The sequence below is a fragment of the Massilia sp. NP310 genome, assembly GCF_019443485.1.
Classification (GTDB): domain Bacteria; phylum Pseudomonadota; class Gammaproteobacteria; order Burkholderiales; family Burkholderiaceae_D; genus Telluria; species Telluria timonae.
Map to the genome: position 1 here is coordinate 4,943,354 of NZ_CP080379.1, position 22,231 is coordinate 4,965,584.

Consider the following 22,231-nt stretch of genomic DNA (forward strand, 5'->3'; position numbering starts at 1 on the left):
GCGGGGCCAGAATTCGTAGTTAGATAATCGCGTTCGTGAAGCGCTCGCCGAACATGATGGCGAACTGGTTGGCAGCCTGCTTCCAGGTACGCTGTGGCATCTTCCAATCTTTCTCGATATTGCGCAAGGCCAGGAACAATAACTTGGTCGCGGCTTCGTCGCTGGGGAAGTGACCACGGTTCTTGACGATCTTCCGCAGACGCATATGCAGGCTTTCAATAGCGTTGGTCGTGTAGATGATCGTGCGCACTTCAGGTGGGTAGGCAAAGAACGGAATCACCTGCTGCCACTGGCGCCGCCACATCGCGGCCACGGTCGGAAACTTGGTGCCCCATGGGCCTTCTGCAAAGGCATCCAGCGCCGCTTCGGCCAGCTCGGCGTTGGCAGCGTGGTAGATCGGCTTGAGCGCCGCTGCCAGTTCCTTCCGGTCCTTCCAGGCCGCAAGCGTCGTCGAATTGCGGATCAGGTGCACGATGCACGTCTGGATCTGCGCTTGCGGATAAACGGCCTCGATGGCCTCCGGGAAGCCGCGCAGGCCATCGACGACGGCGATCAGGATATCGTCCAGTCCGCGGTTCTTGAGTTCGTTGAAAACCTTCAGCCAGAATTTGGCGCCTTCGGTCTGTTCGATCCACAGACCCAGCACTTCCTTGCGGCCGTCGGCACGAATGCCCAAGGCCAGATATACGGCCTTGTTCTTGACCGTGCCTTCGTCCCGGATCTTCAGGCGCAACGCGTCGAAATACACGATCGGATACATCGCCTCGAGCGGCCGCTGCTGCCACTGCGCGACCTCCTCGAGCACTTCGTCGGTGATGGTCGAAATCAGGTCTGGCGACACCTCGGTGCCGTACAACTCCAGCAAATGCGCCTGAATCTCGCGCACGCTCATACCACGAGCGTACATGCTGATAACGTGATCGTCGAAGCCCGACATCCGGCGCTGATGTTTGGCCACCAGTTTGGGCTCGAAGCTCGACAGACGATCGCGCGGAATGTCCAGGTGGAGCTCCCCGCCTGGCGTCAAGACCTTCTTCGGGCTGCTACCGTTGCGGTGGTTTCTGCTGCCGTCTTCCTCGTTGGCCAGGTGGTGGTTCAACTCGGCCGACAACATACGCTCGGCCAGCATTTTTTTGAGCTGCCCGGCGAGGCCCGATTCGCCAAGGATCGACTCGGCGTCCTTGTTCTCAACCTGGGCCAGCAACTGGTCGATCAGCTCAACGGGAAACGGGTACGCTGCTTTCTGTTTTTTGGGCTTCTTGGTGGTCATCACTTCGGTCATGGAACAGTCCTTTCGGGATTATTTCATGACCCCGTTCCACACAGAAATTCTGACAGGCTCTTACGTGGTCCCACTGAATCGGGACCAAGCGCACAAGCTATGCTCTGGAAAAGTCCAGCCACGTGCTATCTGGCTGTAGCATCATGAGCCTGCCGTCGCGAAGGACGTTCCTTCCCATAAATGCGTTTCGGGTGGATGACCAATCGCTTCGTCAGATCGTCCAGCGCCTTGCTGTGGTACAGGTCCATGCACTTCAAGAAATCGAATCGCACTCCCTTGACTTCCGATTCGACCAGCGGACTGGAATAATCCCGTTCCAGGTAACTCTCCACTAAGGAATTGACTGCATCCGGACTCTGATCCATATCGAAGTACGTCCAGTCGCGCAACGCGCTGATGCTGCTTCCGGCATCCTTCGCCACGCCATTGTCATTCCGATAGGCCTGGGTTAGACAGGTTGCCAGCACCATGTCCTTGTAGTTCTGCGCGTGCGTGCGGGTTACAGCTTGCGGGGATGTGATATCGCGAGTACTAGCATGGGCTGGCAACGACAATATGGTGAACACCACCACTGCCAGTCGCAAGGGGGACAACCTCATGGCAAACTCCAGAAATTTGCACGATCCGTGCGATACCGCGCTTCGGGTTCGTTGAAATAACAGTGGTCATAGCAGGAGCGACCGTCGAAAAGCGTGGCATGCCCCTGCGCATTTGACCAGCCCGAGACTTCAAACAGAATGACGCCTGTTTTGCCTGCAAGTGTGCCCCCACCGGAGACAGGATATTTCACGACTTCGGCTTTACCCCAGCGCTGCGTCAGGAACCCGATCAGGTCGCGTACTCGAAAGAAGTATCTTCGCCCGTCCGCGCCGGATACAGTCTGTCCTTTGATGCCAGGAATGACCATGCCAGCTTGGCTGAGTATATAACTCATGCGTACAGCACACGTGTTTTCCCATCGCTGCGCTGCAGTCGGGTTATCGATATTCTTCCTGACGTTGCCGCCTATGATCCCTGCCACCCGGGCTCCGGGATTGAGAGGGTCGTAGATTCGCTGCGAAGCTGCCCACGCAGCACTAAAAGACGGTCGAGTCATATCGGTAGTCCTTGTTGAATTGTGTCGTACCGGGTCATCACAGCGCGCGCAGGAAGATCGAGGCCGCGGTGCATCGCGAGAGCAGCAGCACAAAGCAATGAAAACAGCGAACGGTGAGGTGTGTTCCCAACGTCGTGCATCATCGCGCGAGAAATAGGCATTGGCCTTTCGCTAGCGCAATAGTCGGGCGGTTTTCCTTAAGACGTGCAAAGACCTGATCAGCGTTTACGATCGGGCTCGCTGCTGCGATGAGCAAGGCGGACAAGGCGGGCGAGTTCCGGCCGCTGACGCCGCATCCGCGACGCCATCGAAGCCACGGCCGGTCAGCCGGCCGCAGCTGCAGCGGACGCCGGCCGAATATTCTGATTGGTACGGAACAGATTGTCCGGATCCTAGGCCGCCTTGATCTGCGCCAGGCGCGCATAGTTGGCGCCATAGGCATCGGACGTGCGCTCGCCTTCGTCCTGCGGCATGAAGTTGACGTAGACGCCACCGCTCGCATACGGCGTGGCATCCGCGAAGAAGGCGCGTGCCCAGGCTATGCAGCGTTCGTCGTCGGCCGGGTCTTCCCAGCGCGTGTGCACGTTCATCACGTACAACGCGTCGCGGTGCGGATAGGCGGTCGCCTGCGGCGGCGGCGCCCCGGCCTGGCCGCCCAGCAGGCCGAGGAAGATCTCGCACTGCGGGGTAGGCAGATCGGAGGCGTAGCGTAAAACGACGTCGAGGGCCCCATCGCTCAGTTGCGTGAAATTATGCGATTTCCAGTAGTTGCGTGCGCCTGGCGTGAGCATCGGATCGAAGATCTGCTGCCAGGCCGCGTAAGGCATCGGCCCGACATGCATGCCCAGCGGTTCGCCCAGCTTGGCGATGCGTGCGATGGCGGCGTCCACGGCGTCGCTCGGCGATGGTGAAAAGACCGGCAGCACCAGCACGTCCTGGCCATGCACTTGCGGGGGCAGGAACGGCAGCGGGGGCGCCTTGCGCAGGACCGTCCAGACCGTGAGGTCGGGGGCCATGGTCGCGACGGCATCGCGGTATTGCTGCAAGACCGACTGGGCCTGGGCGAACGGGTAGACGATCAGCCCGGCCGTGATCTGCGGGCCGACTGGATGCAAGGCGAATTCGAAGCGCGTGACCACGCCAAAATTACCGCCGCCGCCACGGATGGCCCAGAACAGGTCGGGATGCTCCGTCGCGCTCACCTGCAGGCGCCCGGCGTCGGCGGTGACGATTTCGGCCGATAGCAGATTGTCGGCCGCCAGGCCCAGCGTGCGGCTGAGCCAGCCGAAGCCGCCGCCCAGGGTCAGGCCCGCCACGCCGGTGGTGGAGTTGATGCCCAGCGGCGTCGCCAGGCCGTAGGCCTGGGCTTCGTGGTCGAAGTCGCGCAGGGTGGCGCCGCCCTCCACCCAGGCGCGGCGGCGCACCGGATCGACCTGCACCGATTTCATGCGCGACAGGTCGATCACCAGTCCATCGTCGCACAGCGCGCTGCCGGCGATATTGTGGCCGCCGCCACGCACGGCCAGCCGCAGCTGGTGGTCGCGCGCGTAGGCCAGCGACGCGCGTACGTCGGCCGTGCCGGCGCAGCGCACGATGAGCGCCGGCCGCCGGTCGATCATCGCATTCCAGACGGCGCGGGCATCGTCGTAGCCCGCATCGTTGGCCTCGAGAAGTTCTCCTCTTAACAGCCCCTTCAATTCATTGAATTGCCCCTTCGCCAGCGTGTCCATGACGCACCTCGCAGATGGTTGGTCCGACGTCTCGCTTCATCATAAGAAGGCGAAGTGCGTTGACGCAAGCTCATGAGATGGAAATAGAGTGCAGGAATAGGGACTGGAGAATCGCATTGGCCCAGCACAAACGGCCGCACAAGTGCGAGATGCGACATACCGTGCGCTTCAGGTGCAACGCATGATTGAGCCGCTCCCCAACGCCACTTATGGCGACGGGCCCGACGTTCCACCTTTAACGGAGACATGCATGCGTATCGCTCGAGGAAACGATGTGCCGACCGGTAACTCGATATGGAGGCTGCCCCGCCTGGTTTTGCTACTGGCCGCGATGTGGATGTCTGCGACAGTGCTTGCGCAGTCGTCGTCCGGCGAGGCGGACGGCAGACACGGCGCGCAGCGCACGAGCTACCGCGTGATCAATCTCGGCCCCGGCACCATCGCGACCTACCCCGACATCAACGCCGCCGGCCAGGTGGCGTTCTCGATGGTGAACGGCGGGCGCACTTCGGCTTTCTTCCATGACGGCGCAACCGTGAAGAACATCGGCTCGCTGGGCGGCGGCATCACGTATGCGAACGACCTGAACGAGGCCGGCCAGATCGCCGGCACCTCGCTCAACGAACACGGCGTCGAGAACGCTTTCGTCTGGAGCGCGGGCGGCGGCATGCTCGACATCCGCGCCGAGCCTGGCCGGGGCCGTTCGTATGGCTGGGCCATCAACAACCGCGGCGTCGTCACCGGCTCGTTCGGCGACTCGGCGCGTCCGTTCCGCTGGAGCATTGGTAGCGGGGTGGAAGACCTGGGCGTCACGCCCGCCTTCCAGCAACCTTCCGGTCGCGTGCTCAACGACGCCGGCCTGATCGCCGGCGTGACCACGATCGACGACGAGTTCACGCGCGTGTTCGCCTGGACGCGCGGTAGCGGCTTGGTCGACATCGACACGCTGGGCAGCGTCGAATCGTCGCCCGTGGCCGTGGGCGCCGGGGGCGAGGTGGCGGGCAATCGCCTGGCTTCCTGGGACGATGGCGGCGACCGTCCCTTCCTGTGGACGCGCGCCACCGGCATGGTCGACCTCGGGATCGGCCGCGGCACCACGGCCTGGGTCAATGCGATGACGCCCGGCCTGCACATCGCCGGCGGCATCGGCTTTGCCGACGGGCGCCAGCGGGCGATGTCGTGGACGCGGCGCGGCGGCATGCGCGAACTCGGCACACTGGGCGGCAGGACCTCGGTCGCGCGCGGCGTCAATGCGAAAGGCCAGATCGTCGGCTTTGCCGAGGACAAGGCCGGCGCCATGCGCGCCTTCGTCTGGAGCGCCGTCGGCGGCATGCTGGACCTGAACCGGCTCGTGCGGCGTGTGCCGCCGACGCTGGTGCTCGAGCACGCGATGGCGATCAACGATCGCGGCGAGATCGTGGCCAGCTCGAATGCCGGACTGGTGCTGCTCAGGCCGGACCGTGGACATGAAAGCGGCCATACGGTCGGGCCGCTCGTCGCGCCGCGCACGGTCGAAGTCGGCGCGCCGCTGCAGGCGTCGGTGTCCTTCGTGGATGGCGACCGGGTCGGCACGCGCGGCGTGGACTGGTCATGGGGAGATGGCAGCGGCGGGGCGGCGCGACGGATCGAAGAGCGCGGCGGCGTGGCCAGCGCGCGCGCCAGCCACAGTTTTTCGGCGCCGGGAATCTACACGGTGGCGGCCACGGTGGTCGGCCGGGATGGCCGTCGCACCGTGGTCAGCCAGGAGGTGGAGGTGACTGCGCAGTAGGAGGGAGTCAGCCCTTCTTTTGCGCCGCGATCCAGCGGTCGGTCGCCGCTTCGAGCACGTCGAGCGGCACCGCGCCGTGCGACAGCACTTCGTTGTGGAAGGCGCGCAGGTCGAAGTCCTTGCCCAGGGTCTTTTCGGCGCGTGCGCGCAGTTCGCGCAGCTTCAGTTCGCCGATCTTGTAGCTGAGGGCCTGGCCGGGAATCGCGATATAGCGTTCGACTTCCTGCACCGCCGTCACCTCGTTCTGCGGCACGTTGTCCATGAAGTAGGCGATCGCCTGTTCACGCGTCCAGCCTTTCGAGTGGATGCCGGTGTCGACCACCAGGCGCACGCCGCGCCAGATTTCGGCGGTCAGGCGGCCCACCCACTGCCATGGATCGTTGTACATGCCGATTTCCTGGCCCAGCATTTCGCTGTACAGGCCCCAGCCTTCCGAGAAGGCGGTGCTGCCGCCGAAGCGGCGGAAGGCCGGCAGGCCGGTGGTTTCCTGCGCCAGGCTGCGCTCGAAGTGGTGGCCGGGAATGGCTTCGTGCAGGAAGAAGGCGGTGGTCGTGAAGTTGGTGCGGGTCTCCGGCTTGTAGGCGTTGAAGTAGAACACGCCGGGACGCTTGCCGTCGACCGAGCCGCGCTGGTAAGAGGCCGGGGCCGCGCTCACTTCGCGGAAGGCTTCCACCGGACGGATCTCGAACGGCGCCTTGGGCACGCGCGCGAACAGCTGGTCGACCTTGGCCTCGACGCGCGGACGCATCGCCTCGTAGGCCGCCTGGATCTCTTCGCGCGATTTGAAGCGCAGCTCGGGCGCGGTGTTGAGGTGAGCGAAGAATTCCTTCAGCGTGCCCTTGAAGCCGACCTTGACCCTGGCTTCTTCGAACTGGGCGCGGATGCGCGCGACTTCGCGCAGGCCGATCTCGTGGATCTGTTCCGGCGTCAGGTCGGTCGTGGTCGAGCGGCGCGCCAGGAAGGCATACCATTCCTTGCCGCCGGGAAGAGATCCGATGCCGGCCGTGTCGCGGCCCGCCGGCAGGTAGGTGTCCTTCATGAAGGCCAGCAGCTTGCGGTTGGCTGGCGCCAGTTGTTCGCGCACCATTTTTCCATAAGCCTCAGTCAGGCGCGCCTTGTCGGCGGCGCTGAAGGACGCCGGGAATTTCTTGGTCGGCCCCATATAGGTGCTGGTGTCGAGGTTGTCGCTGCCGACGTTCTCGAGCTGCGGCAGCACGCGCTGGATCAGCGCCTTCGGCATCACGATGCCTTGCTGGATGCCGGCGCGCATATTGGCGATGCTGTCGTCGACCGCCGGCGCGTAGCCGGCAGCGCGCTTGAGCCAGTTCTCGTAGTCCTGCACGGTCTGGAACGGCTGCGTGGAGGCGCCCGAACCCAGCTGGGCCATCAGCAGATGCAGGCCCGAGAACTGATCCACCGGCACCAGGTCGGACGGGAAGCGCAGGCTGTCGAGGTCTTGCTGCAGGCGGTAGCGCAGCAGGTCATAGCTGATGCGGTCTTCCGAGGGCAGCGGCGCCGGATCGAACTTGGCGCTGCTGGCGAGGTATTTCTCGGCCAGCGCGCGGGTCTGCTTGCGGTTCTCGGCCGACGAGGTCGGGCCGAAGCGGTCGTTGTAGCGATGGTCGCCATTGAAGGTGGCGGCGATCGGGTTTTCGCGCAGGTAGTCTTCCCAGTAGTCGCTATATAACTGGTTCATCTTTTCCGGCGTGGCCGGCGTCTTGACTTGGGCGAAAGCGGGGAGGGCGGCGCACAGCACGGTGCACAGCGCAGTGCGCAGCGCATTGGACAGAATAGGGGGGAGCGAGCGGGTCATGTCTTCTCTAGGTGGTCAGGTCCATGCAAGAATAGCATGATGACCCAGGTGCAATACAACAGGCAGAATGCCCGGCGCAGAAACCCTTGCAGCCCGATTGTCCAGTGGTAAGCTATTGATGTTGTCATACCAACCCAGAGGGATTCCATGAAACCGCTGTTCTCCTCCGACGACGAAGCGAAGGCCGCGTCGACGACCCCCGTGACGCCTGCCGCCGGTCTGCCGCCCCTGCTGGATCCGGCCCTCACGCCGGACGCGCTGCCGGCGTTGCGGCCGGAGGCGGAAACAAAGCCGGTGATCCCTGTCGACCTCACCGGCATCGACGACAAGGCCATCGAAACCCTGGGCAGCGCTGCGGGACCGGGTGTGGCGAAGGTGTCGGCCAAGCTGCTGGGCACGGTACGCGCCTCGGATGCGGACGTGTTCGGCACGCAGCTGAACGAACTGATCGCCACCTCGAAGGGACTGGACCCGGCCAAGCTCAAGTCGGGCGGCCTGCTGTCGCGCGTGTCGAACATGTTCGGCTCGGTCAAGGAAAAGATGCTGTCGCAATACCAGGTGGTCGAGTCGCGCATGGACACGCTGGTGTCCGAGATGACGCGCCACGCCAACGTGCACCGGGCGCGCATCCATGATTTCGACGAGATGTACAAGGGCCTCGAGGTTTATTATCAAGGCCTGGACGCCGACGTGAAGAAGGGCGAAGCCTGGGCCGACCGGCTGCGCCAGGCGGTGGCGCAGCAAGCCGCGGCGGCCAATGCCTTCGAGGCGCAGCAGGCGACGGAGCTCAGGCGCCGTCTCGAGCGCCTCGAAAAGCGCATCGACGACCTGCGCCGCGCGATGCTGATGGCCACGCAGATGGTGCCGCAGATCCGCCTGTCGCAAGACAACGCGCGCGCCTTGACCGACACCTTCACCGACATCGTCAACGTGTCGATCCCGGCTTGGCGCAACGTGTTCTCGCTCTACCTGCTGCAGCTGGAAGCCAAGCAGAGCGCGGCGGTCGCCAACGCCGCCTACGACGCCACCGACGCGGCCTTCCGCGCCCAGGCCGATATGCTGCTGGAAAATACCGAGACGGTCGCGCGTGCCAAGCAGCGCTCGATCGTCAGCCTCGAAACCGCCCAGCACGTGCAGACGCAACTGGTGACCGCGTTCGACAAGCTCGAGCAGATCTCGAACGAAGGCCAGCAGCGCCGCCGCGACGAGCTGCCGAAGCTGCAGGCGCTGGAGCAGGAGCTGATCGCCAGGTTCTCGCCAGGCGCGGCCTAATTTCAATTCACCCTACAAGGAAAGCTCATGTCGACGACGCTCCAGACCGGCCACCGCATCAACCTCGAAAAATCCGCACCGGGCTTGAAGCGCGTGCGGATCGGCCTCGGATGGAAGGTCAATGCGGCCGCGGGCCATGCCTTCGACCTCGACTCGTCGGTGTTCCTGTGCCGGAAAGACGCGGACGACCATCCGGTCATGATCAGCAACGCCCACTTCGTCTATTACAACCACACGACCTCGCCCGATGGCGCGGTGGTGCACTCGGGCGACAACCGCACGGGCGACAAGGATGGTGACGACGAAGTCATCACCGTCGACCTGGCCAAGGTCGACGCGGCGGTCATGGAAATGCCGATCGTAGTCACCATCCACGAGGCCGAGGCGCGCAAGCAGAACTTCGGCAGCGTCTCCGGCGCTTACGTGAAGGTGTACAACGACGACACCGGCGAGACGATCGCGGAATACAACCTGAACGAAGACTACTCGGACAAGACCGCGCTGCAATTCGGTTCGCTGTATCGCAAGGATGGCGAGTGGCGCTTCCAGGCCGTCGGCGCGGGCTTCAAGCTGAACCTGGCGACCTTTATTCGCAAGCTCGGCGGCACCGTCTGAGCAGCGTTGTGCGTATCCTTCCGAGGCGCTGATGGCTGGCGCCGCCAGGTAGATCGATGACACACCAGACGCCCAAGGCATTCGACTTCGGTGACGCGCCGGAGCCGCCGTCGGACCCGGTCGACCGTCCGGCCGGGCCGCGGGCCTTCGATTTTGGCGACGAGCACGAAGCCGCGGCGCCTGAGCGTAATGGTCCGCCCAGGGCGCTGTCCTTCGACGACGTTCCTGCGCTTCCGGCTGCGTCTGCCGTGACCAGGAAAACCGTGGCCCGGCCGCTGTTCGACAGCGAAGACCATCCGGCGGTGCGCGATGCGCTCGCCACCGTCCACGCCGATTATCCGGATCTGTTCGCGCATTCGGAGCAGCGCCTGGCCACCCTGTTTCGGCGCATCCTGCCGGTGCGGCTGGCGCTGGTCACCGAGTGGGCAGAGGGGCCGCTGATGGAGCAGGCGGCGCTGCTCCATCCCATCACCGAACTCGTAGTGAAATTCACGCAGATGGGCGTGCCGGCGCTGCTGGAAGCCGCTCTCGACACTACCAAGGGGCCGCCGGGCATGTTCGGCCGGCTGTTTCGCCGACCGACGTCGCCTGCCGAATACAGGCCGGTGCTGACGTCGGCGCGCACGCAGCTCCTGCAGCTGATGACCGACAGCGAGGTCGCCATGCGCAACCTCGAAGCGTCGGCGCAGGGACTGGGCTTGCACCTGCTGGTGCTGGCCGTGGTGTCGACACTCGTCGAGGACGCGCCGGATGCGGCCTTGCGCGATGCGCTCGTGCAGCGCCGGACCTTGATCCAGCAGGCCGTGCGCCAGGCCGAGCTGTCGGTGCTGCAGATGAAGCAGGTGCGGCAGCAGGCGGCGGACTTGATCGGGCAGGTGTCGTCGTTCCTGACCGTGACCTTGCCGGCCGTGGAGATGGCGCAGGCGCAGCGCGGGGCAGGCTCGAGGCCGCCCTGAAACAGGTGCGGCTGTTAGAATTTGCCATAGCCTCGAGGCCCATTTGCAGGAGTACACAAATCCTACGTTTTCTCATCACTGCAGCAATCGGCAGGCCGAAGCTGACGGCCGCCGTTGCGATATCCATGTTGGCCGCCTTGGCCGCTACGATGACCTACACCGGTTTTCTCGTCATCGGGGTAGTGGCCGATTATCTCGGCACGGGCCGGATCGCGGCAGGACTGCTGCTCGGCGTTCTTTTCGCGAGACTTCCCTGGATAAAAGAGGGCAGGTTGCGCATTGTCGGCCTCTTGCCCAAGCCTGTCCGTCGACCGCTCATCGTGAGCATACTTGCACTGTGCCTGTTCACCTTCGTGGCGCGGGGCGACTACGTGCCGGCACTGTTTGCAGGTGTCGCGACGGCGTTTGTCGTCGCTTACCCATGGCTGCGGCGAGCGATTGTCGATCGCATGTCTTCGTCTGTATTCACATTCGGTGGGCAAAAGCGTCCCGAGAGCAACGATGACACGGTTATTGAAGGTGAATTCAGGGAGCGAAAAGAATGAGTTCGATTGCTTCGGGCCAAATGGAGAAATTCGCGTCGTAATCCTTCCTTAGGACGTTTGCTCATCAAGAAGCTTTTCGACAGCCCGGCTTCTGCGTACTATGTGGCTTGATGTGTCTTGTAGATAACAGCTGGCAGGCAATGCCCAAGTATTGACAGGCTTGCTGCTGCGCGTTATCGACCATTTCAAAGTCCCCTTTAAGCAAAGGCTACGATGACTGCACAAGCAACTGGCGCCAAGCCGCGCGGATTGAACCGTGTCCTGAACTGGATCGAGGTGGCAGGCAACAAGCTGCCCGACCCGGCCATCCTGTTCGCATTGCTGCTGGCCGTGGTGTGGGCCACCTCCTGGGCCATGTCCGGCCTGGTCTTCAACGACATCGACCCGCGCACCGGCGCGCCGATCGAGATCAAAAATCTGCTGGCGCCGGCCGCCCTGACGGATTTCATGGCGAAGATGGTCAATACCTTCGTCACCTTCCCGCCGCTCGGCGTCGTGCTGGTGGCGATGCTGGGGCTGGGCGTGGCCGAATACACCGGCTTCATCAACGCCGGGCTGCGCAAGATCTTGGCGGTGACGCCGCGGTTCCTGCTGACGCCCGTCCTGATCGGTGTCGGCATCCTGAGCCACGTGGCCGTCGACGCCGGCTATGTGCTGGTCATTCCGCTGGGCGCGGTCATCTTCTACGCCGCCGGGCGCCATCCGCTGGCCGGTATCGCGGCCGCCTTCGCCGGCGTATCGGGCGGGTTTTCCGCGACCTTCTTCGTGCCGTCGAGCCTCGATCCGCTGCTGGCCGGCCTGACCCAGGTCGCCGCGCGCCTGTCGTCCGACCCGGCCGCCGCATCGATCGTCATCAACCCGCTCAATAATTACTATTTCACGACGGCCTCGACCTTCCTCGTGATCCTGGTCGGCTGGTTCCTGACCGACAAGGTGATCGAGCCGCGGCTGAACAAGAGTTCGCCGGTCGACGCCGATCCCGCCGGCCTGCCCAAGATGGACGCCCTGCAGCCGAACGAGATCAAGGGCCTGCGCTGGGCCGGCATCGCGATGGTCGCCAGCCTGGCCCTGCTGCTGCTCTCGCTGATGCCGGAAGGTTCGGCCTGGCGTGCGCCGGATACGCGCGAGCTGACGCATTCGTCGGCGCCGCTGATGCAGTCGATCGTCGCGCTGATCTTCATCTTCTTCCTGATTCCCGGCGTGGTCTACGGCTATGTCGCCGGCACCGCGAAGAACCACCGCGACATCGTCAAGGGCATGAGCCATGCCATGAGCGGCATGGGTTACTACGTCGTCATGGCGTTCTTTTGCGCGCAGTTCATCTTCGCCTTCGGGCAGTCGAACCTGGGCGCCCTCATCGCGCTCAAGGGCGCGCTGTGGCTCAGGGAAATGGCCTTCCCGCTGGGCGTCACGCTGGCAGGCATCGTGCTCCTGACGGCCACGGTCAACCTGTTCATCGGTTCCGCGTCCGCCAAATGGGCGCTGATCTCGGCGGTGATGGTGCCGATGCTGATGGAACTCGGGGTGTCGCCGGACCTGACCCAGGCGGCGTACCGGGTGGGCGATTCCTCGACCAACATCATCACGCCCTTGCTGCCGTATTTCCCGCTGATCATCGTCTTCTGCAAGAAATATGTGCAATCGACGGGCATCGGCACGCTGATCGCGCTGATGCTGCCTTATTCGATCAGCCTGATCGTGACGTGGACGGCGTTCTTGCTTGCCTTCTGGGCGTTGGAGCTGCCGTTGGGGATTGGCTCTTCGTATTCTTATCCGGCGGAGCGTTGACAGGCCGGGGGGCGCCGCTCCGGCGGCGCTCTGAACGCAGCCCGGACCGAAGCCCAGAACGAAGATCGAAAACGACAAAGCCCACTCGATGAGTGGGCTTTGTCTTGAATCTTGGTGGCCCGGGGCGGAATCGAACCACCGACACAAGGATTTTCAATCCTCTGCTCTACCAACTGAGCTACCAGGCCAAGAGGCCGCAATTATAGCAGCGTTTGCGCCGGATAAACAATCCGGTCGCGACGACGGTCACCCCTTGCTCGAAATCCGCTGCGCGTGGTCCCGCTCCAGCGCCAGGCGCGACTCGCGCCGGCCCTTGGCTTCCTCGAAGCGGCGCAGTTCATCCGGCGTCGACGGTTCCAGCGGCGGAATCGCCGCCGGCTTCTTGTCGTCGCCCACCGCCACCATCGTGAAGAAGCAGCTGTTCACATGGCGCACCACCTTGCTGCGGATGTCCTCGGCGATCACCTTGATCCCGATTTCCATCGAGCTGCGCCCGGTGTAATTCACCGCGGCCAGGAAGGTCACCAGCTCGCCCACGTGGATCGGCTGGCGGAAGGTCACCTGGTCGACGCTCATCGTCACCACGTAGCGGCCGGCGTAGCGGCTGGCGCAGGCGTAGGCGACCTGGTCGAGCAGTTTCAGGATGGTGCCGCCGTGCACGTTGCCGGAGAAGTTGGCGGTGTCGGGCGTCATCAGCACTGTCATGCTGAGCTGGTGGGATGGCAGGTTCATGGTCGTGTCATTACAAAAGAAAATCAGTGCTTGATGTTGCCTTAGAAACTGCCGCGCGGCAAGTTCTGCCGTTGGCAGGGACCGTTTTTGAGCGCGTCAAAGCACGCATATCGACATACCAATAAAATCGTAGTCATTGAAAAACGAATCGTATAGGCTCGGCGAATGAACAGCGAATTTCCCCACCATCAAGGTGGATCGGTGCAGTGGCACCTCGGTCCCGTCATCGACGCATTGCGCACCTCGCGCGAATCCACCCACAATATCCGGCACCAGGGCAGGGTGCGCGAACTGCCGTCACGCGAAGTCGTGCGCCAGATCGTGGACGGCATCTCCGCCGCCCTGTTCCCCACGCATTATGGCCGGCCCGACCTGAACGACGAGAGCATCGACTACTTCGTCGCCGACACGCTCAACGTGGCGCTCGACCGCCTGGCCGAGCAGGTGCGGCGCGCGCTGCGCTTTTCACCCGAGTTCGCCTCCGAGCATGACCAGACCGCGGACGCAGTCCTGACCGAGCGCGCCCGCGCCATCACGCGCGAGTTCGCCGCCAGCCTGCCCGCCATCCGCGCGCTGCTGGTGTCCGACGTGCAGGCCGCGCTGGCCGGCGACCCGGCCGCCACCTCGGTGGCCGAGATCATGTTGTGCTATCCCGGCACCATCGCCATCCTCTACCACCGCATCGCGCATTGCCTCACCCGCCTCGGCGTGCCGTTCCTGGCGCGGGTCACGGCTGACATCGGCCACTCGCTGACCGGCATCGACATCCACCCCGGCGCGCAGATCGGCGGCAGCTTCTTCATCGACCACGGCACCGGCGTCGTCATCGGCGAAACCGCGATCCTGGGCGAGCGCGTGCGCCTGTACCAGGCCGTCACGCTCGGCGCCAAGCGCTTCCCGGTCGACGAGAGCGGCGCCCTGGTCAAGGGCACGCCGCGCCATCCGATCGTCGAGGACGACGTCGTCATCTATGCCGGCGCCACCATCCTGGGCCGCATCACGATCGGCGCCGGTTCGACCATCGGCGGCAACGTCTGGCTGACCCAGAGCGTCCCGCCAGGCAGCAATGTGTCGCAGGCGCAGATGCGTAACACCTGAGTCGAGCGTCTAAATGGCGTGCACCGCGTGCAGGCTGTCGAGGATCGCCGGTTTCAACGGCGACAGCGCCAGCTTGGCGCGCTCGCGCGGCCATGGCGCGTCGTTCGTGAACTCGGCGCGCACCGGGCCGGGCACGCCATCCATCAGCACCACGCGGTCGCTCAGATAGATCGCTTCATCGATATCGTGGGTCACCAGCAGCACGGTCAGGCCGCGCTGGCGCGCCGCATGCGCCAGCAGGTCTTGCAGGCGCATGCGGGTGAAGGCATCGACCGCCGAAAACGGTTCGTCCAGCAGCAGCACGTGCGGCTCCAGATACAGGCCGCGCGCGATGGCCGCGCGCTGGGCCTGGCCGCCCGACAGCTGCTTGGGCAGCGCCTCGCCATATCCCTTCAGGCCGACTTCCTCCAGCAGGGCATGGGCGCGCTCCAGGTTCGGCCGCGCGTGTCCGCCGAAGACGACGTTCTGCGCCACGGTCAGCCACGGGAACAGGCGCGGCGCCTGGAACACCAGGCCGACGTCGGCATCCGGCCCCGTCAACTGGCGGCCGTCGAGGCGCACCGCGCCGCGGTAGGCGCTGTCCAGTCCCGCTACGATCGACAACAAGGTGCTCTTGCCGCAGCCGCTGGCGCCGACCAGGCTGACGATCTCGCCCTGGTCCAGCCCCAGGCGCAGGCCGCGCAGCACGGTGCGGGCGCCGTGGCGCTTGTCATCGATGGCGATCTCGAGAAAACTCATCGCGCCGTCCTTTCCACATAGCTGTCGCGCCAGGCCAGCCAGCGCCGTTCCAACGCCTGCATCGCGCTGTCGCTGGCCTTGCCCAGCAGGGCCAGTAGCACGATCGCCGCCAGCATGATGTCGGCGCGGCTCGATTCGCGGCCGTCGGTCAGCAGATAACCCAGGCCGCGGCTGGCGGCGATCAGCTCGGCCGCCACCATGAACATCCACGCCAGGCTCAGGCCGTTGCGCAGGCCGGTCAGCACCGAGGGCAGCGCCGCCGGCAGCAATACCCGGCGCGCCAGCGCCAGGGGAGACAGGCGATACAGCAAACCGACCTCGGTCAGGCCGCGGTCGACGCCGCGGATGCCGGCCACCACGCCCATGTACACCGGGAAGAAGGCGCCGATCGCGATCAGGATGATCTTGGGCGCCTCGTCGATGCCGAACCAGAGCAGCAGCAGCGGCACCCAGGCCAGCGAGGGAATCGCGCGCAGCGCCTGGAAGCTGGGGTCGAGCAGGCTTTCCGCGCGCCGGTTCAGGGCCACCAGCGCGCCGAGCGGCAGCGCCAGCAGGGCGCCGGCGGCGAAGCCGGCCGCCACCCGCAGCGTGCTGGCGCCGACGTGGCCCGCCAGGCCGTTTTCCAGCAGCCAGGACAGGGATTCGAGGATGGCGCTCGGCGGCGGCAGCAGGTTGGCCGGCACCAGGCCGGCGCGCACGCCGGCTTCCGCGCCGATCAGGGCCAGCGCCGGCAGCAGCAAGCCCAGAGGGAAGCCGAGGCGGCGCCATGCGCGCCGTGATGGCGGAGGCGCTTCCAGGGTGATGGCCTGCCGTTCCATGTCAGGCCCTGGTGAGCTGGCGCGCGAAACCGGTGTCGACCAGGCCGGCGATCGCCTTGTCCAGGTCGGTGCCGGGGCGCACCAGCGCCTCGTCGCGCAGGATCGGCGCCGCCAGCTGCAGCGCGCGCAGGTGTTCGGCGGTCGGCTGGGCGTTGCTGAAGTCCGAGCGCAGCTTGACCTGCAGCAGCGCGACCGGCAGCGGCACCTTGGCCTCGGTAGATAGGATCTTGGCCGCTTCGGATGGGTTGGCGCGGGTCCAGGCGCGGGCGCGCTCGTAGGCCCTGATCACGCGCGCGGTCTCGTTCGCACGGGTGGACAGGAAATCTTCGCGCACGTTCAGGAAGCCATAGGTATTGAAGCCGACGTTACGGTACAGCAGGCGCGCGCCGCCTTCCAGTTCGGCCGCCGCCATGTGCGGATCGAGGCCGGCCCAGGCATCCACGCGGCCCTGTTCCAGCGCCGCCCGGCCGTCCGCGTGCTGCAGGCTGACGTGTTCGATGTCGCTGCGCTTCAGGCCCACGGTCTGCAGGGCGCGCAGCAGGAACAGATAGGGATCGGTGCCCTTGGTCGCAGCCACCTTCTTGCCCTTCAGGTCGGCGAGGCTGCGGATGGGGGAGTTCTTCGGCACCACCAGCGCCGTCCACTCGGGCCGCGAGAACAGGTAGGGCGTGCGGATCGGATTGCCGTTGGCGCGGGCCAGCAGGGCCGCCAGGCCGGCGCTCGAGCCGATGTCGATGCTGTTCGCGTTCAGGTACTCGAGCGCGCGGTTGCTGCCGGCGCTGAACACCCACTTGATGCGGGTGCCGTCGGCCTTGAATTCTTCTTCGAGCCAGCCGAAGTGGCGCAGCACCAGGCTGGTGGGCGAATAGTGGGCGTAGTCGAGGCGCAGTTCCGATAAGGTAGCGGCGCGTGCTGGCAAGGCGGCGAGGGCGGCGCCGCTGGCGGCCAGTTGCAACAGGCTTCTTCGTTTCATGATGGTCCTTTTGTGGTGGTTCAAGCTGCCTGGATGCCAGACAGCGGGGATGCGATCTCGACCCGGCTGCCCGGATGGCCGGGCGCCAGGCGCGGGCCCTGGCCGAGCAGCTGCCCGCGCAGCGTGCCGCCGCGTGGGGCGGCGTCGTAGCGGCCGCGTCGCACGAGTTCGGGCACGATGTGCTCGACCACCAGCGTCATGTCTTCCAGCGGCAGCGCGAAGGCGAGGTTGAAGCCGTCGGCGCCGATGTCGTCGATCCAGGACTCGAGCTGGTCGGCCACCTGGCGCGGGTCGCCCACGATGATGGGGCCGCGTCCGCCCAGGCCCATGAACTCGGCGGCTTCGCGCACGGTCCAGTCGCGGCCCGGGTCGGCGGCGCTGAGCGAGGCCAGGGCCGAGCGGCCGGCGTCGGTGTCGATGTACTCGATGGTGTCGTCCAGGTGGTGGCGCGCGAAGTCGACGCCGGTCCAGCCGGACAGCAGGGTGAGCGCGGCCTCGACGTCCACGTGGCGCCGGTATTCCTCCAGCCGCGCCTGCGCCTCTGCTTCGGTGGCGCCGGTGACGACGAGGGCCTGGGCGTACACCAGCAGCGCATCCGGATCGCGGCCTTCGGCGCGCGCGGCGGCGCGCACGGCGTCGACGCCGCGTTTCACCACCGCCTTGCTCGGACCGCTGATGAAGGTGGCTTCGGCATGGCGCGCGGCGAAACGGGCGCCGCGCGGCGAGGCGCCGGCCTGGTACAGGAAGGGCGTGCGCTGCGGCGACGGCTCGCACAGGTGAAAGCCCGGCACTTCGTAGTAGCGGCCCTTGTGCCGGATCGGATGCACCCTGGCCGGGTCGGTGTAAATAGTGCGTTCCTTGTCGCGCTTCACCGCGCCGTCTTCCCAGCTGCGCTCCCACAGTTTATAGACGACCTCCATGTATTCGTCGGCCAGGTCGTAGCGCTCGTCGTGGCCGAGCTGCTGGCCCAGGCCCAGGTTGCGCGCGGCGCTGTCGAGGTAGCCGGTGACGATGTTCCAGCCGATCCGGCCCCCGCTCAGGTGGTCGAGCGTCGACATGCGGCGCGCGAAGGTGTACGGGTGTTCGTAGGTCAGGGCGGCGGTGACGCCGATCCCGAGGCGCGTGGTGGCGTGGGCGATCAGCGGCGCCAGGGCTAGTGGGTCGTTCAGCGGCACCTGCACGCCGTGGCGCAGCGCGGCTTCCGGTCCCTTGCGGTAGACGTCGTACACGCCCAGCACGTCGGCGAGGAAGATGGCGTCGAAGCCGCCGTGCTCCAGCAGCTGCGCCAGCTCGACCCAGTAGCCGGGCGTCAGGTAACGCTCGCTGTCGCTCCTCGGATGGGTCCACAGCCCGGGCGACTGGTGGCTCGGGGTATTCATCTGGAAGGCGTTGAAGCGGATGCGGCGCGCCATTACCTGGCTCCTCCGGCAGGCGATTGCAGCGCCAGCTGGTAGTCGGTCTTGGCGTAGTCGGCGAAATGCCTGTTGGTGACGTCCAGGAAGGCGCGCGACTTGTACGCAGCGGCCAGGTCGCGCGCGAAAGGCTTGTCGCGGTCGAGCGTCCTCACCGCTACCAGGTTGGCGTAGGCCGGCGAGATCTTCTCGGTGCGCAGCGCGTCGCGCAGCTTCAGTCCGGAGGCCAGCGCGTAGTTGCCGTTGACGAAGGCGTAGTCGGCGTCCTGCAGGGAGCGCGGCAGCTGGGCCGCCTCCAGCGGCAGCAGCTTGACGCCCTTCGGATTGGCGGCCACGTCGCGTTCCGAGGCGCGGATCGGATCAAAGCCGGGCCTCAGCTTGATCCATCCCAGCTGATCGAGCATGACCAGTGCGCGCGCCTGGTTGGTGGGGTCGTTCGGCAGCGCCACGGTGCTGCCGCTTTTCACGGCGTCGAGGCTCTTGTGGCGGCGGCTGTAGATCGCGATCGGCGCGGTCGGCACTTTCACCAGTTCGGAAAGCTGCAGCTTGTGCTGGGCCTTGAAGCGGTCCAGATAAGTCACGTGCTGGAACACGTTGGCGTCGAGCGCGCCCTCGGCCAGCGCGAAGTTGGGCTGGATGTAGTCGTTGAATTCGACGATGCGCACCTTGTAGCCCTGTTTCTCGAGGATGGGCTTGATGCCCAGCCTGACCTGGTCGGCATACGGCCCGGCGCTGGTGCCGATGACGATTTCCTTCGGGTCCTTCGCCTGCGCATTGGTGGCGACGGCAAGGACGATCGCCAGGATCAGCGGGCTGGCGAGCAGGATGCGGCGGTTCAGGTTCATGGGATTCCTTCCGTTTCTCTTTTCATGAACGGTTCAGCGCTTGTCCAGGCGGCGCGCGATGCGTCCGCCGCCGAACTGGATCAGCTGCACCATGGCGATCAGGATCGCGACCGTGATCACCATGACGTCGGTCTCGAAGCGGTAGTAGCCGTAGCGGATGGCCAGGTCGCCGATGCCGCCGCCGCCCACCACGCCGGCCACCGCCGAATACGACAGGAAGCTGATGGCCAACACGGTCAGCGCCAGCACCAGGCCGGACCGAGCCTCCAGCAGCAGCACCCGGGTGACGATCTGCAGGCGCGTGGCGCCCATCGCTTCGGCGGCCTCGATCACGCCGCGCGGCACTTCGTGCAGCTGCTGTTCGACCAGGCGCGCGAAATAGGGGATGGCGGCGCAGGACAGCGGCACGCTGGCGGCCAGCGGGCCGATCGAGGTGCCGGCGACGATGCGCGTGAACGGCACCAGGGCCACCATCAGGATGATGAAGGGGAAGGAGCGCACGGTGTTCACCAGCCATCCCAGCACTTTCCCGATGCTGCGGCCACGACCTGGTTCGCCCGAGCCGTTGAGGAACAGGATCACGCCGAGCGGACCGCCCAGCAGCACTGCGGCCGAGAGGCCGATGCCGAGCATGAGCAGGGTTTCGCCGAAGGCGCGCCACAGCTCGGGCGCGACGAGCAGGAATTTTTCAAGCATGCAGCTCTCCTGGCGGACGGCCGGCATGGACTTCGGCGGCATGGGCTTCGGCGGCGTGGTAGACCAGTTCGCGGCCGAGCGAGGTCTTGCGCGGCACGCTGTGGTCGCGCAAGTCGAACAGTTCGGCGATGCGGCCGTCCTCGACCACGGCGGCGCGCTGGCACAGGCTGCCCAGCGCCTGCAGTTCGTGGCTGACGATGACGATCGTCACGCCCAGGCGCGCGTTGATGTCGCGCAGCGTATCGAGCACGCTGCGCGTGGTGTCCGGGTCGAGCGCCGACGTCGGCTCGTCGCACAGCAGCACCGTGGGGTAACTGGCCAGGGCGCGTGCGATCGCCACCCGCTGCTTCTGGCCGCCCGATAGACGCGCCGGATAGCTGCCGGCCTTGCCCTGCAATCCGACCAGCTCCAGGCATTCGGCCACGCGCGCCTTCAGGCGCGGCGCGTTCATCGCGCCGTGGATGCGCAGCGGGAAGGCCACGTTCTCGAACACGGTGGCGTTGGCGAGCAGGTTGAAGTGCTGGTAGATCATGCCGATGCGGCGCCGTGCCTCGCGCAGCTCACGCGCGCCGAGGGCGGTCAGCTCCTGGCCGGCAACCGTGATGCTGCCGCTGTCGGGCTTTTCCAGCAGATTCATCAGGCGCAGCAGGGTCGACTTGCCGGCGCCGCTGCGGCCGACCAGGCCGAAGATCTCGCCCGGCAGGACGTCGAGCGAGATTTCGCGCACGGCGTCGAAGCGGCCGCCTTCCGGCAGCGGGAAAGCCTTGCTGGCGCGCTCGACGCGGATGACTGGGACGGAAGCTGTCATGTCGGTCAGGAATAGGGCGTTGGATCGGGCACGCGGCCGCTGAGCGCGTAGCGCCCGAGGTCGCGCAGCTTGTAGTCGACCGGGTCGTGCAGGGTGTGCACGCGCGCGTTGCGCCAGAAGCGGTCGAAACCGAAGCGGCTTGACGTGGCGCGCGCGCCGAGCAGTTCGAACATCTGGTTGCTGATCTCGATCGCGGCGCGGTGGGCCAGCACCTTGGCTTCGGCCACAGCGATCGCGACGACGCCGCGTTCGCGCGCCGTCACGGCGTCGCCCTTGCCGATGGCGGCGTCGAGCTGGCGCGCGGCCTCGTCGGCCAGCAGCGCGGCGGGACGCACGGTCAGCCACAGCTGGCCATAGCGGTGCTGGGTGAAGGGATCGTCGATCGCATCGTCCACGCCGGAGGCGAACCAGGGCCGCGCCTGTTCGAGCGTGTAATCGCGCGCGGCGTCGAAGGCGCCCTGCGCGATGCCGAGATACAGATTGGCCATGATCAGCTGGGCCACCTGGGAGCGCAGGGTGGAGCGGGCGGTGGGCGCCTGGCCAGGGGCCTGCAGCACCAGCGCGGTCGGCAGGTAGACCTTCTCGAAATGGACGTTGCCGCTGTCGGTCTGGCGCTGGCCGAAGGCGTCCCAGTCGGCTTCCACGTGCACGCCGGCCTGCTCGGTCGGCACCACGGCGATCAGGGCGGCGTCGGCGTCGTTGTCCCAGGCGGACACCGTCAGCCAGTCGGAGCCCACCGAGCCCGACGAAAAACTCTTGACGCCGTCGAGGATGTAGCCGGCCGGCGAGGCGGTGGCGCGGGTGCGCTTGTCGAGCGGGTTCAGGGCGTTCCCCCAGAACAGCTTCTGGCGCACGGTGGCGGTGAGCAGGCTGCGCTGCTGCAGCTCGGTGCCGTAGAGCTGGACGCCGGCCAGCTGCAGGTGATGGAAGCCGAACAGGTGGGCCAGCGCGCTGTCGGCCTTGGCCAGGATGCGCACGGCCGCCATCACGGTGGCCCAGTCGGCGCCCTGGCCGCCGAATTCAACGGGGATCGACAGCGTGAGCAGGCCTGAATCGCGGATCAGTTCGCGCTCGTGCTTCGGGTGGCCGCCGGCGCGGTCGCGTTCGACGGCGGTGGCGGCCAGGCGCTCGGCCAGGTCGGCGGCGATGGCCAGCGGACCGGATCTGGCCGCGGTAGCGTGGTCGTCTTGTGGACGCAATTGCTGCAGGATGGAAGACATGGGGCTGTGTGCCGGTATTGGGTGAG

21 protein-coding genes and 1 tRNA gene are annotated in these 22,231 nt (G+C 65.8%); 7 read left to right on the plus strand and 15 right to left on the minus strand.

Annotated elements, in window-relative coordinates; genetic code table 11:
* Window positions 1-19 precede the first annotated feature (19 nt).
* The 4 genes from KY496_RS21770 to KY496_RS21785 form a co-directional block, all read right to left on the minus strand.
* Entirely contained in the window at window positions 20-1,270 is a 1,251-nt protein-coding gene (locus KY496_RS21770; RefSeq protein ID WP_157225494.1) for an IS256 family transposase, read from the minus strand.
* Between the two features lie 137 nt (window positions 1,271-1,407).
* On the minus strand, window positions 1,408-1,881 hold the full coding sequence (locus KY496_RS21775) for a type VI secretion system amidase immunity protein Tai4 (protein ID WP_071360538.1): 474 nt from the start codon (window positions 1,879-1,881) through the stop codon (window positions 1,408-1,410).
* Entirely contained in the window at window positions 1,878-2,378 is a 501-nt protein-coding gene (locus tag KY496_RS21780; RefSeq protein ID WP_081589827.1) for a type VI secretion system amidase effector protein Tae4, read from the minus strand. The genes KY496_RS21775 and KY496_RS21780 overlap by 4 nt, the downstream gene beginning before the upstream one ends.
* Before the next feature lie 392 nt (window positions 2,379-2,770).
* Window positions 2,771-4,108 (minus strand): FAD-binding oxidoreductase, encoded by a 1,338-nt coding sequence (locus KY496_RS21785; protein ID WP_219862423.1) that lies wholly within the window; start codon window positions 4,106-4,108, stop codon window positions 2,771-2,773.
* 337 nt (window positions 4,109-4,445) lie between these two features.
* On the opposite strand from KY496_RS21785, the gene KY496_RS21790 reads away from it, so the two are divergent.
* Window positions 4,446-5,876, plus strand: a complete 1,431-nt coding sequence (locus KY496_RS21790) for a PKD domain-containing protein (RefSeq protein WP_219862425.1) — start codon at window positions 4,446-4,448, stop codon at window positions 5,874-5,876.
* A 7-nt stretch (window positions 5,877-5,883) separates the two neighbouring features.
* Here KY496_RS21790 and KY496_RS21795 read toward each other — a convergent pair whose 3' ends face one another.
* A complete protein-coding gene (locus KY496_RS21795) occupies window positions 5,884-7,689 on the minus strand; it encodes a DUF885 family protein (protein ID WP_219862426.1) in 1,806 nt (601 codons plus the stop codon).
* A 147-nt stretch (window positions 7,690-7,836) separates the two neighbouring features.
* Between KY496_RS21795 and KY496_RS21800 the strand changes: the two genes are divergently transcribed.
* The 5 genes from KY496_RS21800 (at window position 7,837) to KY496_RS21820 (ending at window position 12,865) form a co-directional block, all read left to right on the plus strand.
* Window positions 7,837-8,961: a toxic anion resistance protein gene (locus tag KY496_RS21800; protein ID WP_219862428.1), complete on the plus strand. Its 1,125-nt coding sequence runs from the start codon at window positions 7,837-7,839 to the stop codon at window positions 8,959-8,961.
* A 27-nt stretch (window positions 8,962-8,988) separates the two neighbouring features.
* Window positions 8,989-9,576: a TerD family protein gene (locus KY496_RS21805; protein ID WP_005662951.1), complete on the plus strand. Its 588-nt coding sequence runs from the start codon at window positions 8,989-8,991 to the stop codon at window positions 9,574-9,576.
* A 56-nt stretch (window positions 9,577-9,632) separates the two neighbouring features.
* A complete protein-coding gene (locus KY496_RS21810; RefSeq protein WP_005662949.1) occupies window positions 9,633-10,532 on the plus strand; it encodes a hypothetical protein in 900 nt (299 codons plus the stop codon).
* A gap of 149 nt (window positions 10,533-10,681) precedes the next feature.
* Window positions 10,682-11,077: a hypothetical protein gene (locus KY496_RS21815; protein ID WP_169331307.1), complete on the plus strand. Its 396-nt coding sequence runs from the start codon at window positions 10,682-10,684 to the stop codon at window positions 11,075-11,077.
* Window positions 11,078-11,290: 213 nt separating this feature from the next.
* Window positions 11,291-12,865, plus strand: a complete 1,575-nt coding sequence (locus KY496_RS21820) for an AbgT family transporter (RefSeq protein WP_219862430.1) — start codon at window positions 11,291-11,293, stop codon at window positions 12,863-12,865.
* 112 nt (window positions 12,866-12,977) lie between these two features.
* Here the strand turns inward: KY496_RS21820 and KY496_RS21825 are convergent.
* Window positions 12,978-13,053, minus strand: a tRNA-Phe gene (locus KY496_RS21825).
* Between the two features lie 58 nt (window positions 13,054-13,111).
* Entirely contained in the window at window positions 13,112-13,597 is a 486-nt protein-coding gene (locus KY496_RS21830; RefSeq protein ID WP_005671532.1) for an acyl-CoA thioesterase, read from the minus strand.
* Window positions 13,598-13,762: 165 nt separating this feature from the next.
* Here KY496_RS21830 and epsC point away from each other — a divergent pair, with 165 nt between their 5' ends.
* Window positions 13,763-14,695 carry a serine O-acetyltransferase EpsC gene (gene epsC, locus KY496_RS21835; protein ID WP_219862432.1) on the plus strand — a complete coding sequence of 311 codons (933 nt, stop codon included), beginning with the start codon at window positions 13,763-13,765 and terminating at the stop codon, window positions 14,693-14,695.
* A gap of 9 nt (window positions 14,696-14,704) precedes the next feature.
* On the opposite strand, the gene KY496_RS21840 is transcribed toward epsC, so the two are convergent.
* From KY496_RS21840 to KY496_RS21875, 8 genes are read right to left on the minus strand one after another with little or no spacing between them, the layout of a single operon-like run.
* Window positions 14,705-15,433: an ABC transporter ATP-binding protein gene (locus tag KY496_RS21840; protein ID WP_219862434.1), complete on the minus strand. Its 729-nt coding sequence runs from the start codon at window positions 15,431-15,433 to the stop codon at window positions 14,705-14,707.
* Window positions 15,430-16,251, minus strand: coding sequence for an ABC transporter permease (locus KY496_RS21845; RefSeq protein WP_219862436.1), 822 nt, complete (start codon window positions 16,249-16,251; stop codon window positions 15,430-15,432). The genes KY496_RS21840 and KY496_RS21845 overlap by 4 nt, the downstream gene beginning before the upstream one ends.
* 1 nt (window position 16,252) lies before the next feature.
* Window positions 16,253-17,224 carry an aliphatic sulfonate ABC transporter substrate-binding protein gene (locus tag KY496_RS21850; protein ID WP_219862438.1) on the minus strand — a complete coding sequence of 324 codons (972 nt, stop codon included), beginning with the start codon at window positions 17,222-17,224 and terminating at the stop codon, window positions 16,253-16,255.
* Between the two features lie 20 nt (window positions 17,225-17,244).
* Entirely contained in the window at window positions 17,245-18,636 is a 1,392-nt protein-coding gene (locus tag KY496_RS21855; RefSeq protein WP_219862440.1) for an LLM class flavin-dependent oxidoreductase, read from the minus strand.
* The gene (locus KY496_RS21860) at window positions 18,636-19,481 is read right to left on the minus strand and encodes a MetQ/NlpA family ABC transporter substrate-binding protein (RefSeq protein WP_219862441.1); all 846 of its coding nucleotides are present in this window, start codon (window positions 19,479-19,481) and stop codon (window positions 18,636-18,638) included. The genes KY496_RS21855 and KY496_RS21860 overlap by 1 nt, the downstream gene beginning before the upstream one ends.
* 33 nt (window positions 19,482-19,514) lie before the next feature.
* Window positions 19,515-20,177: a methionine ABC transporter permease gene (locus tag KY496_RS21865; RefSeq protein ID WP_005671517.1), complete on the minus strand. Its 663-nt coding sequence runs from the start codon at window positions 20,175-20,177 to the stop codon at window positions 19,515-19,517.
* The gene (locus tag KY496_RS21870; protein ID WP_219862443.1) at window positions 20,170-20,985 is read right to left on the minus strand and encodes a methionine ABC transporter ATP-binding protein; all 816 of its coding nucleotides are present in this window, start codon (window positions 20,983-20,985) and stop codon (window positions 20,170-20,172) included. The genes KY496_RS21865 and KY496_RS21870 overlap by 8 nt, the downstream gene beginning before the upstream one ends.
* Before the next feature lie 5 nt (window positions 20,986-20,990).
* Window positions 20,991-22,205, minus strand: coding sequence for an acyl-CoA dehydrogenase family protein (locus KY496_RS21875; RefSeq protein WP_219862445.1), 1,215 nt, complete (start codon window positions 22,203-22,205; stop codon window positions 20,991-20,993).
* Window positions 22,206-22,231 lie beyond the last annotated feature (26 nt).